This window comes from Nonomuraea sp. WAC 01424, assembly GCF_003947315.1.
GTDB classification, from domain to species: Bacteria; Actinomycetota; Actinomycetes; order Streptosporangiales; family Streptosporangiaceae; genus Nonomuraea; species Nonomuraea spiralis.
Map to the genome: position 1 here is coordinate 766,293 of NZ_QHHZ01000002.1, position 13,682 is coordinate 779,974.

General features: G+C 72.4%; 11 protein-coding genes. 1 reads left to right on the forward strand and 10 read right to left on the reverse strand.

Annotation, left to right across the window (positions count from 1 at the left end; translation table 11 throughout):
- Positions 1-118: 118 nt before the first annotated feature.
- From DMB42_RS08855 to DMB42_RS08880, 6 genes are all read right to left on the reverse strand, one after another.
- Positions 119-2,671, reverse strand: a complete 2,553-nt coding sequence (locus DMB42_RS08855) for a bifunctional FO biosynthesis protein CofGH (RefSeq protein WP_125632404.1) — start codon at positions 2,669-2,671, stop codon at positions 119-121.
- Between the two features lie 51 nt (positions 2,672-2,722).
- Positions 2,723-3,616: a DNA-3-methyladenine glycosylase gene (locus tag DMB42_RS08860; RefSeq protein WP_125632750.1), complete on the reverse strand. Its 894-nt coding sequence runs from the start codon at positions 3,614-3,616 to the stop codon at positions 2,723-2,725.
- Between the two features lie 37 nt (positions 3,617-3,653).
- Entirely contained in the window at positions 3,654-4,745 is a 1,092-nt protein-coding gene (locus DMB42_RS08865; protein WP_125632406.1) for a sugar phosphate nucleotidyltransferase, read from the reverse strand.
- 20 nt (positions 4,746-4,765) lie between these two features.
- Complete coding sequence (locus DMB42_RS08870; protein WP_125632408.1) at positions 4,766-5,875, reverse strand: glycosyltransferase family 1 protein; 1,110 nt, start codon at positions 5,873-5,875, stop codon at positions 4,766-4,768.
- 106 nt (positions 5,876-5,981) lie between these two features.
- Positions 5,982-6,890: a flippase-like domain-containing protein gene (locus DMB42_RS08875; RefSeq protein ID WP_260477571.1), complete on the reverse strand. Its 909-nt coding sequence runs from the start codon at positions 6,888-6,890 to the stop codon at positions 5,982-5,984.
- On the reverse strand, positions 6,887-7,714 hold the full coding sequence (locus DMB42_RS08880; protein WP_125632410.1) for a class I SAM-dependent methyltransferase: 828 nt from the start codon (positions 7,712-7,714) through the stop codon (positions 6,887-6,889). Before DMB42_RS08880 ends, DMB42_RS08875 begins: the two co-directional genes overlap by 4 nt.
- 116 nt (positions 7,715-7,830) lie before the next feature.
- On the opposite strand from DMB42_RS08880, the gene DMB42_RS08885 reads away from it, so the two are divergent.
- Positions 7,831-8,790 carry a lysylphosphatidylglycerol synthase domain-containing protein gene (locus tag DMB42_RS08885; protein ID WP_125632412.1) on the forward strand — a complete coding sequence of 320 codons (960 nt, stop codon included), beginning with the start codon at positions 7,831-7,833 and terminating at the stop codon, positions 8,788-8,790.
- On the opposite strand, the gene DMB42_RS08890 is transcribed toward DMB42_RS08885, so the two are convergent.
- Genes DMB42_RS08890 through DMB42_RS08905 form a run of 4 tightly spaced genes read right to left on the reverse strand, consistent with a single transcriptional unit; the run spans position 8,691 to position 13,634 of the window.
- Complete coding sequence (locus DMB42_RS08890; RefSeq protein WP_125632414.1) at positions 8,691-9,755, reverse strand: glycosyltransferase family 4 protein; 1,065 nt, start codon at positions 9,753-9,755, stop codon at positions 8,691-8,693. The two genes, DMB42_RS08885 and DMB42_RS08890, sit on opposite strands and share 100 nt — an antisense overlap.
- 3 nt (positions 9,756-9,758) lie before the next feature.
- A complete protein-coding gene (locus DMB42_RS08895) occupies positions 9,759-10,688 on the reverse strand; it encodes a glycosyltransferase family 2 protein (RefSeq protein ID WP_125632415.1) in 930 nt (309 codons plus the stop codon).
- Between the two features lie 58 nt (positions 10,689-10,746).
- Complete coding sequence (locus DMB42_RS08900; protein WP_125632417.1) at positions 10,747-11,577, reverse strand: hypothetical protein; 831 nt, start codon at positions 11,575-11,577, stop codon at positions 10,747-10,749.
- A gap of 32 nt (positions 11,578-11,609) precedes the next feature.
- A complete protein-coding gene (locus DMB42_RS08905; RefSeq protein ID WP_125632418.1) occupies positions 11,610-13,634 on the reverse strand; it encodes a glycosyltransferase family 39 protein in 2,025 nt (674 codons plus the stop codon).
- Between the last annotated feature and the right edge of the window lie 48 nt (positions 13,635-13,682).

Consider the following 13,682-nt stretch of genomic DNA (forward strand, 5'->3'; position numbering starts at 1 on the left):
ACGGGAGGCAGCGCGGCACGGTGTCGACCCAACCGCACGATGAACCTCTCTCCGGTGGAGTGATGATTCTCCCAGGGCCTCCCATACCGCCCGCAACCCTTGTTAGAACTTGTTATAACTACGCCATCGGCAAGACCCTTCTCACGCTCTGGCACACGCCGTCGCTCGCCTGCGCGGCGGCCAGCCGCTCGGACGTGGGACGGCCGTACTCGGTGGTGCGCTGGCGCACCGGCCTGCCGGTGACCTCGACCATCTCGCGCAGCTCACTGATCGTCTTGTACGAGCCGTTCTCCGACCCCGCCATCCGGCTGATCGTCTCCTCCATGAGGGTGCCGCCGAGGTCGTTCACGCCGCCCCGGAGCACCTGGCGGCACAGGTCGTCCTGGAGCTTGACCCACGAGCACTGGATGTTGGGGATCGCGCCGTGCAGCAGGATCCTGGCCAGGGCGTGCACCGCGCGGTTCTCCTGCGCGGTCGGGCCGGGCCGGGCGATGCCGGCCAGGTAGATCGGGGCGCTGGTGTGCACGAACGGCAGCAACACGAACTCCGAGAACCCGCCGGTCTGCTCCTGCAGCCGCCTGATCAGCTTGATGTGCCTGACCCAGTGCAGGTGGTTGTCCACGTGGCCGTACATCATCGTGGACGTCGTCGGGATGCCGACCTCGTGGGCCGTCGTGATGACCTCGATCCACTCCTTGGCCGGCAGCTTGCCCTTGGTCAGCACCCAGCGCACGTCGTCGTCGAGGATCTCGGCCGCCGTGCCGGGCAGCGAGTCCACGCCGGCCTCCTTGGCGGCCTCCAGCCAGTCGCGTACGGACAGGTTCGTCCGTGAGGCGCCGTTGATGACCTCCATCGGGGAGAACGCGTGCACGTGCATGTCCGGCGTCCTGGCCTTGACCGCCCTGGCGATGTCGAAGTACGCGGTTCCCGGCAGGTCGGGATGGATGCCGCCCTGCATGCACACCTCGGTCGCGCCCGCCGCCCACGCCTCCTCGGCCCGGTCGGCCACCTGGTCCAGGCTCAGCGTGTACGCGTCGGCGTCGGTCCTGCGCTGGGCGAAGGCACAGAAGCGGCAGCCGGTGTAGCAGACGTTGGTGAAGTTGATGTTCCGGTTGACGACGTAGGTGACCTCGTCGCCGGCGACCTCCTCGCGCAGCTCGACGGCGATGGCGGCCAGCTCGTCCAGCGCCTCGCCCTCCGCGCCGAGCAGCGCGACCGCCTCGGCGTCGGTCAGCCCGGCGGGGTCGGACGCGGCCCGCCTGAGCGCCTGCCGCACGTCGCTCGGCGTCGAGGGCGCGGCCGTGCCGAGCCGTTCGCGCAGGGCCGCCCAGTCGCCGTAGACGTGGTCGAAGTCGTCGCGCCGGTCGTTCGTGCGGCCGGTGGTGTCCACCTCGACGTGCAGGTCCACCCGGCCGGCGGCGGCGAACCCGCCGTCGGGCTCCTGCCAGGGACGCCCCTCCACCACGGCGTCCGCGCGGGCCAGCCCGGTGGCGGGATCGGCCAGGGCCTCGACGTGCGCGAACAGCCGCGGGTCCAGCCAGGGCTCGCCGGCCTGGACGTACTCGGGGTAGATCGTCAGACGTTCCCGCAGGTCGAAGCCGGACTCCGCGGTACGGGCCGCCAGGTCGTCGATCTGCGGCCAGGGGCGTTCGGGGTTGACGTGGTCGGGGGTCAGCGGCGACACGCCGCCCCAGTCGTCGATGCCGGCGCGGATCATCAGCGCGTACTCGGAGTCGACCAGGTTGGGCGGGGCCTGGAGGCGTACGCGGGGGCCGAGGACCAGGCGCGCCACGGCGATCGTGGCCGCGAGCTCGTGCAGGTCGGCGTCCGGCAGGCCGCGCATGGCCGTGTCCGGCTTGGCGCGGAAGTTCTGGACGATGACCTCCTGGATGCCGCCGTACTCGCGGGCGACCTTCCGGATGGCGAAGATCGACTCGGCCCGGTCCTGGACGGTCTCGCCGATGCCGATGAGGATCCCGGTCGTGAACGGCACGTTGGTGCGCCCGGCGTCCTCCAGCACCCGCAGCCGCACCGCCGGGTCCTTGTCCGGCGAACCGTGGTGCGGCTGTCCCTTCTCCTCGAACAGCCGCCGCGAGGTGGTCTCCAGCATCATGCCCATCGACGGCGCGACCGGCTTCAGCCGTTGCAGGTCGCGCCAGCTCAGCACGCCGGGGTTCAGGTGCGGCAGCAGCCCGGTCTCCTCCAGCACCCTGATCGCCATGGCCCGTACGTAGGACAAGGTGTCGTCATAGCCGTGCGCGTCCAGCCATTCGCGGGCCTGGTGCCAGCGGTCCTCCGGCCGGTCCCCCAGCGTGAACAGCGCCTCCTTGCAGCCCATCGCGGCGCCCTGCCGGGCGATCTCCAGCACCTCGTCCGGGCTCAGGAAGAGCGACTCCAGCTTGTGCGGCGCGGTGGCGAACGTGCAGTAGCCACAGCGGTCACGGCACAACCTGGTCAGCGGGATGAACACCTTCCTGCTGTAGGTGATCACCCCTTCCCGGCCGGCTGCCTTCAGCCCGGCGTCCCGTACGCGGGAGGCGTGATCGAGCAGCGCGTCGAGCTGCTCGCCCCGCGCGTGCAGCAGGACCGTGGCCTCGGTGACGTCGAGCGCCTTGCCGTCACGAGCACGGGCGAGGGCGCGGCGGAGCGCGGAATCACTGACAAGACTCATAAAGGCACAGTACGCACCCCTGAGTTCGCGACGCGCACCCAGGGCCGCCGGTCAGAACGACCGGTAGTCCCGCGCCGCCATCCGCGGCCCGCGGGCCGGCGGGCGCAGGCCGCTGAGCCAGATGAGCACCGTCGCCCGGTGCCGATGCCCCCGGTACGGCTCCAGCAGCCGCATCATGCCCTGATCGTCGGTCTTCTCCCCCGTCAGCGCGTAACCGACCAGCTTGGCCAGGTGGAAGTCGCCCACGCTCACCGCGTCGGCGTCACCGAAGACACGCTGGCGCACCTCGGCCGACGTCCACACGCCGATGCCCGGCAGGGCCCGCAGCAGCCGGTCGAGCTCCTGCGTGGTGGCGGCGGCCTCCAGCTTGGCGGCGTGCCAGGCGGCGTTGGCGATCGTCCTGGCCCGCACGGCCTCCGCGCCCGCCCGGTGCCAGTGCCAGCTCGGGATCTGCCGCCACACGACCGGCTCGGGCGCCACCCGCATGCCCTCGGGCGCCGGGCCGGGGGCGGGCTCGCCGTAGTGGCCGAGCAGCCAGCGCCAGGCCCGCCACGCCTCCCGGCCGACGACCTTCTGCTCCAGCACGGCGGGCACCAGCGCCTCCATGACCCGCCCGGTACGCCCGATCCGCAGGCCGGCGTGCTTGCGGGCCACGTCGGCCAGCACGTCGTGCCGGACGCGGAAGCCGGAGACGTCGTCGAACGCGCCGAGCAGGGCGGGCAGCGTCTCCAGCGACCATCCGGCGCCCGGCCCCCACGCCTGGGCGTGCACGGCCCCGGCCACGACGTTCACCCGCAGCGTGCTCGGGCCGTCGGGGGTGCGGCAGGTGCGCCAGACCGAGCCGTCGGGGGTCCTGCGCCAGGCGGGATCGCCGGTGCCGCGCCGGTGGGGGCCCAGCGCCAGCTCGACGTCGAGCGGCCCGGCGGGCTCCCACCTGCGTTCCATCACCTGTCCAGTGTGCCGCCCACGGGCAGGTGGTCGCTCACACGTCGCTGGAGTAGCGCACCGCGCACTCGGGCAGCTCGATGCCGGGCCAGACACGTACGCCGCCCTGCAACTCGTTGCCGGGCCCGACCACCGCGCCGTCGCCGATCACCGCGTCGCGTACCACCGTGCCGGCGCAGATGCGGGCGCCCTTGCCCACCACCGAGTCCTGGACGGTGGCGCCGCCCTCGATGACGCAGTCGTCGCACAGGACCGATCCCACGACCGACGCGCCCGCCTCGACGACGGCCCGCGCGCCGACCGCGCTGCCGCCCTGGACCTCGGCCTCGGCCGAGATCTCGGCCCCTTCGAGCGCGAGGTGCTCGCCCTGCGGGCCGGGCATCGCGGGCGAGTCGAGCCGCCCGAGCACCAGGTCGCGCGAGCCCTTCACGAACGCGGCCGGGGTGCCCACGTCGAGCCAGTACGTACGGTCGGCGTAGCCGAGCACCAGCTCGCCGGAGTCGATCAGCCCGGGGAACGTCTCGCGCTCGACGGAGACGACCTCGCCGCGCGGGATCGAGTCGATCACCGAGCGGGTGAACACGTAGCAGCCGGCGTTGATGCGGTTGGTGACCGGGTTGGGGGTCTTCTCCAGGAACGCGGTCACCCGTCCGGACTCGTCGGTCGGCACGCAGCCGAACCGCGTGGGGTCGTCCACTTCCGTCAGGTGGAGCGTCACGGCGGCGCCGCGCTCGCAGTGGGTGCGTACCTGGTCGCCGATGTCGTGCCCGGAGAGGATGTCGCCGTTGAGGATGAGCACCGGGTCGTCGGAGCCCGACGTGAGCGCCTCGGCGGCGTTGCGGATGGCCCCGCCGGTGCCGAGCGGCGTCTCCTCGGTGATGTATTCGAGCGAGAGCCCGAAGGCCGCCCCGTCACCGAAGACGGGCTCGAACATCGACGCCTTGTACGAGGTCGCGAACACGATCCGGCGTACGCCGAAGGACCGGGCCCGCGCCAGTTGGTGGGCCAGGAACGGCACTCCGGCGGTCGGCAGCAGCGGCTTGGGCGTGCCCAGTGTCAGCGGGCGCAGGCGTGTGCCCTGCCCCCCGACCAGGAGGATCGCCTCGAGGTCTGGCAAAGAGCTCTCCATCACTCCGTGACTGTAGCGAACTATTCGATTGCGCGTTGATAAGAGTTGAGATGGGCCTCCGCGGAAGCGGCCCAGGTGAACTCACGTGCCCGTGCCTGCCCGGCCTCCTGCAACTGCCTCCTGCGCTCGGCGGAGGCCAGCAGTTCGCCCAGGGCGTCGGCGATGCTGTCGGCGTCCGGCTCGGTGTAGGCGACCGCGTCGCCGCCCACCTCGGGCAGCGAGGTGCGATGGGTGGTGAGCACGGCCGCGCCGCAGGCCATGGCCTCCAGCACCGGCATGCCGAAGCCCTCGCCCCGCGAGGGGAACGCCACGACGAGCGCCCCGCCGAGGAACCCCGGCAGATCGGGCGCGCGCAGGTATCCGGGCCTGATCACCCGGACGGTGGCCTCGACCTCGCGGCAGGCGGCGTCGACGTCGTCCTCGTGCACGCCGCCGCCGAGCACCAGCGCGGGCGGCGTCTCCAGCCGCTTCACGGCGGCGGCGAAGCCGCGGATCAGGTTGGGGACGTTCTTGCGGGGGTCGAGGTTGCCGAGGAAGGCCACGTACGGCTGTCCGTTCAGCCCGCATCTCGAAGCCGCGCGGCGGATCTCCTCCGCGCTCGGCGGGTGGAACTGGGCGACGTCGACGCCGTGGTAGGCGACGTCGATGCGGGTGGGGTCGGCCGACAACACGCGTACCAGTTCGTCCCTGGTCGCCTTGGACGGCACGATCACGCGCCGGGCATGGCGGACGGCCGTACGGGTCGCCGAGCGGAAGAACGCGGCCCTGGCCGGGCTGTGCTGCTCGGGCTCGGTGAACCAGGTCACGTCGTGCACCGTCACGACGGTCGGCACGCCGGAACGCAGCGGCATCGAGTAGTAGGGGGCGTGGATGACCTCGGCCCCCGTCTGGCGGGCGAGCAGCGGCACGCCGGTCTGCTCCCAGGCGAGCCGGGTGGCCCTGTTGGTGATGGCGACGGGACCGGGGATGACACGGGCCGAAGGCGCCAGCCGCTGGTACCTTTCCGCTTCCGCACGCTGGCAGACCACGGCCAGATCGGCCCCGGCCCGGTGGAGCGCGGCCACGAGCCCGTCCACGTACCTGATCAACGCGCCGCGGTCGGCGGGGACCGCTGCGGCATCGACGAGCATTCGAGGCATTACGTAGATCTTCTCCCCTCAAGATCGACGTGGGACCTGGCAAGTCCCCCCTCTTCGGTTCAGCTTATGACCAGCCTCCCCCAAATCGTGGGCCAAATCACACTGAGTCCCGACGTGAGGCGATTCCCGCCAAGCCTGCGCAGATCAGGTCCCCTAGCACGATGACAATGCGGGAGGAAAGGGCCACCGCGATGGCCGCCGCGCTGTCGAGCACCGGAGCGAGCACGGCCACCATGGCCACCTCGCGCACCCCCGCCCCCGCCGGCACGACGAAGGTCACGATGCCCAGGCACCACGACAGGGCGAACGCGCCGACGGCGAACAGCAGGCCGCCCTGGGGCGCGATGAAGTAGAAGTGCACGCCGTAGGCCGCCCAGCCGGCCAGCGCCCAGCCGAGCGCGGTGAGCATGCCGCGGCGGGTGAGCGGGCGTTCGAGGGGGTCGCGCCCGAGCTTGCGCAGGCCGAAGCCGATCACGCCGTTGATGACCTTCGGCTCCAGCAGCACCAGCAGCAGCGGGATGAACAGCAACACCCAGCCGAACCGGTCCCAGCCGAGCGTGACCAGCGTGACGAGCAGGCCGCTGGCGATCTGGACGGGCATCATCAGGAAGAACGCCGCCGCGCTGCGCGGACGCGGCACGCCGAGGTCGCGGCCCATCTCCATCTGGGCGAGCACCGGCCAGACCGCGCCGGGGATGTACTTGCCGAGCTGGCCGACGAAGAACACCTTGGCGGCCGGCCGCAGCTGCAGCGGCGAGCCCAGATCGGCCAGCAGCGTACGCCAGGTGAGCATGGCCCCGAGCAGCGCGGCGACCACGGCGACCAGCGACCCGGCCAGCGCCGGCCACGACAGCCGGGCGAACCCGGCCACCACGGCGTCCCACTGCCTGGCCACCGCCCACACGCCGAAGGCGAGCGCGACGGCGAGGAAGCCGAAGCGCAGCAGCCTGCGCGGGAGCGACCGCCCGGGGACCGCGCTCGCGCCGGTCTCGTCCACGAGGCTCACAGCGGCAGGACCCGCTCGGGCGGCTGCGGCAGCGCGGCCCCCGCGGGCCTGCGCGGCGTCTTGGTGGCCACCCACAGGTACGTCGGCACGATCGGCAGCAGCAGCCGCAGCACCTCGCGCGGAGCACGGGCCAGCACGGCCTTGACCACCCGGCCCAGCGCGCCGGGGAACAGCTCCGAGCCGGCGAACCTGGTCGGCGTGGCCAGCACGGGGAACGTGTAGTCCCATACGTGGAAGGCCCGCAACATCCTGCGCAGCCCCCGCCGCGTCCTGAACCGCTCGTAGTAGTGGTCGGCGCGGCCGAAGGCGCGGACGTACCGGTCGGCCAGCGTGGGCGGCAGGTAGGACAGGAACGGCAGCTTGTAGTGCGGCTCGACGACCCCGAGCCGGTTACCGAGCCCGAGGTAGAGCACGCCGTCGTCGGACAGCACGCGGTGCATCTCGGCCACCACGGCGTCGGGGTCGACCACGTGCTCGTAGATGTGGTTGAACACCAGCACGTCGAGCGAGCCGTCGGGGAAGGGCAGCGCGGTGCCGTCGCCGCAGACGAACGCCACCCGCTCGCCGAACCGGTCGGCGGCCTTGCGCAGCCCCGGCACGTCGATGTCGATGCCCAGCGTGTGCTTGGCCCCGGCCCGTGCCAGCTCGTCGGCGATGAACCCGGCCGAGCAGCCGACGTCGCCCACGGTCAGCCCGCCGAGCGGCCCCTGGAAGTGCTCCAGGACGGCGATGATCTTCGCGGCCTTGCGGCGGCGTTTGTCCTCGTCGAGCATGGCCGACTGGAATTCGGAGTACTCGAGCTGCGCGACCCGTTGCTTGCCCACGTCGCCCAACAGTACCCGCGCCGCGGGCCTCGGCACGTTGAGCCGCCAGACATGGGCCGCCCGACATGAGCCCGCGGCTCTGGCTCTTCCCGGTGGCTCGCGCGTAGCCTGGGCTGATGCTGCGCCGCCTGCTGCGCGTCCTGCTCGCGCTGGTCGCCCTCGCCTTCCTCGGCTACGGCCTGGCGACCAACTGGACCGAGACCACGCAGGCCCTGGCCAGACTGTCGCCCTGGGCGGTGCTCGGGGCGTTCGGGGCGGTGCTGGCCGGACAGCTCTGCATGCTGGTGGCCTGGCGGCAGATCATGGCGGGGCTCGGCACGCGGCTGCCGCTGCGGGTGGCCGGGCGGATCATGTTCGTGGGCCAGCTCGGCAAGTACATCCCGGGCGCTGTGTGGGCGTACGCGGCCATGATGGACCTCGGGCGCGACCACGGGAGCCCGCCGCGGCGCACGTTCGCGACGATCTCGCTCGGGCTGGTGGTCAACCTCGGCGTCGGCATCTCGGTCGCGGCCGCCACGCTCGGCTCGCACGAGGCCGTGCGCCGGGCCTGGTACGTGGTGCTGCTGGTGCCGGTGATCATCGTGTGCCTGCATCCCAAGGTGCTCACCTGGGGCCTCAACCTGGCACTGCGGATCGCCCGCAAGGAACCGCTGGAGAGCGCGCTGCCCGGCCGTACGGTCGTCGTCACGGTGGCCTGGACCGTGCTCGGCTGGTTCGTCTACGGCCTGCACACCTGGCTGCTGACCGGCCGAGCCGACCTCTACCTCGTGGCGACCGGCGCGTACGCGTTCGCCTGGTGCACCGGCATCCTCACCTTCATCGTGCCCGCCGGGGTGGGCGTACGGGAGGGCGCGCTGGTGCTGGTGCTCGGGCCGGTCATCGGCACCGCCCCGGCCATCGCGGTGGCGATCGTGTCGCGGCTGGCGTTCACGCTGGCCGACGCGGTCGCCGCGGGGGTCGCGTTCGTGCTCGGCCGTCAGATGCCGAGCAGCGTGCCCGCGTACGCGGCCCAGAACGGCTCTGGATCGACCGCCTTGACCCCCGACCGCAACCTCTCCGGCTCGCCCGAGGCGTAGAAGCGCTCGATCGCCGCGCGCAGCGCGCCCGCGTCACCCGGCTCGACCAGCAGTCCGTCCACGCCGTCGGTCACGTGGTCGGCCAGCGCGCCGACCCGGGTGGCGATCACCGGCACGCCGTGCTCGTGGCCGAGCCAGACGTTCTGGCTGGCGGTGGCGCTCCGGTACGGCAACACCAGCGCGTCGGCCGCGGCGAACAACTTCGGCACGTCGGCGGCGGCGACGTAACCGGGCCGCAGCTCGACCCGTTCGGCCAGGCCCAGCTCGTCGATCAGCGCTTTCGTCCCGTCGAGCCCGCCCCAGAACTCGCCCGCCACGGTCAGCGACACCCCGTCGGGCAACGCCCGCAGCAGCAGGTCGAGCCCCTTGTACGGGCGTACCATCCCGAAGAACAACAACCGGCGGCGTACCTGTCCGGACTTCTCGGCCGACGTGGACGGCAGGTGCGGCGGCAGCCCCGCCACCCCGACCGGCTTGCCCGGCGCGAGCCCTCTGGCCAGCTCGGCCTGCTGCTCGGAGTGGGTCAGCACGCCGTCCACCCGCCGCAGCAGCGCCTTCATGAGCGGCTGGTCGTAGGGCTTGCGCTCGTGCGGCAGCACGTTGTGGCAGAGCGCGACCGTCCGGACCTTCCGCCCTGTCCCGGACAGGATCCCCAGATACGGAGGAACCTGCACCGAGCTGAGCACGGCCAGCACCACCAGGTCCGCGCCGCGCAGCCGCCGCCCCGCCGCGAACCACCCGTCGGGCCGCTGCTGGTCGAGCCGCCGCTCGGTCCTCGGGTACGGCGTGCCCTCGGGCTCGGAGATCGTCTGCTGCCCCGGGTAGAGGAAGGACGGGTACTGCGCCCGCCACGACTCGATCACCACGTCGTGCCCCTGGGCCGTCAGCCGGTGCGCCAGCTCGGTGGTGTGCTGCGCCCCGCCCCCCTTGTACGGATGGGTCGGGCCGACGATCGCGATGCGCACCCGCTATTCCCCCCGCGACCGCACGATCAGGTCGGCCAGCAGCGCCACCGAGCCGATCAGCAGGCCGGACAGGAAGATCATGACCGTGTTGGCCGGGAAGTAGAACGGCTGCCGGACCATGTCCCAGACGCCCTTCACGAACCCGATCGCCACCAGCCAGAGCGCGGGCGGCATGAGCACCTTGAGCGGGTTGAAGTACATGATCATCCGCAGCACCTGGAGGATGTAGCGGTAGGCGTCGGAGATGAAGCTGAACTTCGACTTGCCGGCCCGCTTGGCGTACTCGATCGGCAGGTAGTAGACGTCGTGCTGGTTGGACAGGAACGACAGCGTGATCGTGGTGACGCACGAGAACCCGGGCGGCAGCAGCCGCAGGTAGGGCCGGGCCACCGACTTGCGGAAGGCGCGCAGCCCGGAGTTGAGGTCGGGGATCTTCTGCCCGGCGAGCTTCTCGGCCACCTTGCGGATCACCCACTTGGCCGGCACCCGCAGGATCTTGTGCGAGCCCTCCTCGGTGGTGCGCGCGCCGACCACCTGGTCGACCGTCTGGTCCTTCTCCAGGATCTGCACCAGCTCGGGGATGCGCTCGTTGGGGTAGGTCATGTCGGCGTCGGTCCAGACGACGATCTCGCCCCTGGCCTCCTGCGTGCCGATGCGGCGCACGGTGCCCGAGCCGCCGTTGCGGTGGAAGGCGCGGATGCGCAGGTGGGGGTATTCGGGGGCGGCCTCTTCGAGCCGGGCCAGGGTCTGGTCGGTCGAGCAGTCGTCGACGGCGACCAGCTCGTAGGTGTAGCCGCTGGAGTCCATCGCCCGCGTGATGCGCTCGACCTCGTCGATGACGTGGTCCTGCTCGTTGTAGCAGGGCAGGACGATCGTGACGTACGGCGCTTCTTCCACGGCAGGTCCACTCTTGGGGGTCTCAAGCGTGCTCACGGGGGTCGAGGGTACTCTGCCCCGCTGAGAGCCGAGTCCACATCGACGGGCTTTACGCTCACTTGATCAGCTGCGACCATCCTACGCCGGGCATCCTGAGCATCTCCTGACCCACCGCCCTGGCCCTGGCCGGGTCGTCGAAGCGGACGTACAGGATCTCGGGGACCCGGTCGAGCGTGAGCGGCGGCGCGTCGCCCTGATAGAGCCGGGAAAGCCGCAGGCCGAACGGCTTGTCCTGGAGGAACACCTCGTCCACGCCGTCCAGCTCGCGCAGCCGGGCCACGACGGCGTCGCGCTGCGCCTCGGTCGCCGCGCCGGTCCGGCACCCGGCGAACCGCCGCTCCCGGCCGCACATCACGACGCTCAGGTCGGCCTTGCCCTTCCAGAAGTCGGGCATCCTGGGCATGACCTGGATGCTCTGCTCCCCGGCCAGCCGCCGCTTGACGGCTTCGTAGTCGGCCGGGCCGCGCAGCCCTGCCTCGATGATCTGCGCCTGCACGAGCGCGCGGTAGTCCACCCCCGCCTCGCCGTTGATCGTCCGCTGGGACCAGCGTCGTTCGAGCTCGGCGGCGGGCACTAGCGTGGGCGCGACGGCCTCGGGGATGCTCCGGATCAACGCCAGCACTCGTTCGGCCGTGCCGTCCGGGCAACCCTCCAGCCCTTCGGTGCACAGCGAGACGACGAAACCGTCCACGACGGGAAGCGCGGCGACCGGCGGGGGCGCGGGCAGGAGCGAGCGCCGGTGCAGGTACCAGCCGCCCGCGCCGAGCCCCGCCAGCAGCACGACGCCCGCCACGACCAGCGCCGTCAGCCGCCCGTGGGCCTCGATCCAGCCTCGTAACCAGGGCTCGCGGTCGTCGCCGAACGACAGCTCATCGCTCTCAGACATGCGCACGACTATCGCGATCCGCTCAGATCGGGTCAACCCACCGCCATCCACACGTCCACCGACAGGGACCAGGTGCCGTCGGGCGGGTCGACGAGCGAGCGTTCGTCCTGGCGCGTGACCAGGGCCATGATCTGGCGCGGCGGGCCGTAGGGCGCGACCTGGCCGGCGTTCGCGGCGAGCACGACCGGCACCCGGCCGGCCGCCCTGACCCGGGCGATCGCGGCCCGTACCCGCTGCTCCGGCGCGAGGTCGCCCGAATCCCGCCTCACCTGCGCCGCCGGGCGGCCGCACATGCCGCGGACGAGCTGGGTGAGCCGGTCGCCGGTCACCCGTTCGACGAACAACACCGACGCGTCCGGCGGGATCGCCGCGCACAACGTACGGACCGCCGCCGCCTCCCCGCGCTCGATCGGCGTGAACGCGGTGCCGATCGAGGTCACCGCCGGCGGCACGAGCACCAGCAGCACTCCGGCGGCCGTCACCCATCGCCGCGCCGGCTCCCGCAACCACGACCGTTCCCGCAACCAGCCCAGCCCCCACACCGCCAGCACGATCAGCCCGGGGATCACGATCGGGACCAGCCGCCGCGAGGCCCACGGCTGGTCGGGGGTGATCTCGGGCCGCAGCAGCGTGGTGACCGTCGTCCAGCCGAACATCGCCAGCGGCAGCAACCACCCGAACGGCCTGCCGTCACGCAGCAGCCGGCGCAGCAGCACGGCCGCCGCCACCGTGGCCAGCACCACGGCCGGGATGCCGATGTACCAGGTCACCCAGTGGAGGGAGTACTCGAAGTAGAGCCGGTCCGCCTGGACGGGCAGCCCGTTGCCCTTCTGCGTCTCGGCGATGAACCTGGCCGTACGGGCGTCGTCGAGGTTCGCGGGCGTCCTGGTCACGGTCTGGAACCAGGGGCGGGCGTACAGACCGGCCATGACCAGCGCGACCAGCGTGGCCCCTGCCGTGGGCAGCCAGCGCGGGGGCCGGATCCTGGCCAGCGCGGGCGCGGCCAGCACACCGACCGGCGTGAGCACGAGCACGGCCGCGCAGATCATCAGCAACGGCCGCACCGACCCGGACAAATACTCCAGGTACGGCCGCGCCAGCACGTACGCCGCCACCAGCCCGAGCCCCGCCCCCGCCACCAGCCCCGCCAGCAGCGGCACCCCCACCGCCCCCTGCGGCCTGCCGGACCGCCGCATCGCGATCAGCAACCCCGCGAACGCCAGCACCGGCAGCACGTCGCGCAGCCCGTCCACCCTGACCAGCACGGCCAGCCCCAGGACCAGCCCGGCGACCAGGCCGCGTCCCCAGCCGGGCCGGTCGGCCTCGATCGCGTCCTGGGTCAGGGCCAGGCCGCCGAACAGCAGGATCAGCGACGGGATCTCGCTGAAGGTCGTACGCGAGGTGTAGAGGACCGGCAGGCTCACCGCGAACGCCGCCGCCGCGAGCACCGCCCACCGCCCGCCGGCCAGCCGCGCCGCCACCCCGGCCACCGCCAGCACGGCCAGCGCGCCCAGCACGGCCGGAACCGCGAACGGCACGCCGAGCCAGTCGCCGATCGCGAACAACATCGGCGGCCCCGGCATGAACTGCGGCACCACGCCGCCGTCCACCGGGTAGGTGCCGACGCTGTCGAAGTACAGGAGCGAGGGGTCGGCGCCGCCGAACGCCGCCGCCTGGTCCGGGATCGGCAGCGAGCCGTACCCGGCGATCCAGGCGGTGTACTGGGCGTAGGTGGCCGGGTCGCGCCGGACGAGGAGCTGCTCGGCGTGCAGGATCGTGTTGAACACGCCCGACCCGGCGGCCACCGCCACGATCCCCGCCACCTGCCAGGCCGTGGCCTGGACACCCTGGCCCGGGCCGCCCGCGCAGCGCAGGAGGCCGCGCGTGCCCACCCAGCACAGCGCCGCCGCGGCGGGCAGTCCGAGCAGCAGCGCGGGCAGCGGCGCGAAGCGGCCGGCCAGCAGCAGCGGCAGGCCCGCGAGCAGCCAGCCCGCCACGGCGAGCGCGGGCGACAGCGACAGCGCGGCCAGCACACGGCCCGATCTATCACGTTCCATCGGTGAGCGAGCGTATCCAACGCCGGAGTCACGGGGTCCGCGGAATCG

What these genes read in the sequence shown, in the direction of transcription:
- DMB42_RS08855 (WP_125632404.1), bottom strand. Translation starts at nt 2,671, where the DNA reads ATGAGTCTTGTCAGTGATTCCGCGCTCCGCCGCGCCCTCGCCCGTGCT.
- DMB42_RS08885 (WP_125632412.1), top strand. Translation starts at nt 7,831, where the DNA reads ATGCTGCGCCGCCTGCTGCGCGTCCTGCTCGCGCTGGTCGCCCTCGCC.
- DMB42_RS08905 (WP_125632418.1), bottom strand. Translation starts at nt 13,634, where the DNA reads ATGGAACGTGATAGATCGGGCCGTGTGCTGGCCGCGCTGTCGCTGTCG.
- DMB42_RS08860 (WP_125632750.1), bottom strand. Translation starts at nt 3,616, where the DNA reads ATGGAACGCAGGTGGGAGCCCGCCGGGCCGCTCGACGTCGAGCTGGCG.
- DMB42_RS08900 (WP_125632417.1), bottom strand. Translation starts at nt 11,577, where the DNA reads ATGTCTGAGAGCGATGAGCTGTCGTTCGGCGACGACCGCGAGCCCTGG.
- DMB42_RS08865 (WP_125632406.1), bottom strand. Translation starts at nt 4,745, where the DNA reads ATGGAGAGCTCTTTGCCAGACCTCGAGGCGATCCTCCTGGTCGGGGGG.
- DMB42_RS08870 (WP_125632408.1), bottom strand. Translation starts at nt 5,875, where the DNA reads ATGCTCGTCGATGCCGCAGCGGTCCCCGCCGACCGCGGCGCGTTGATC.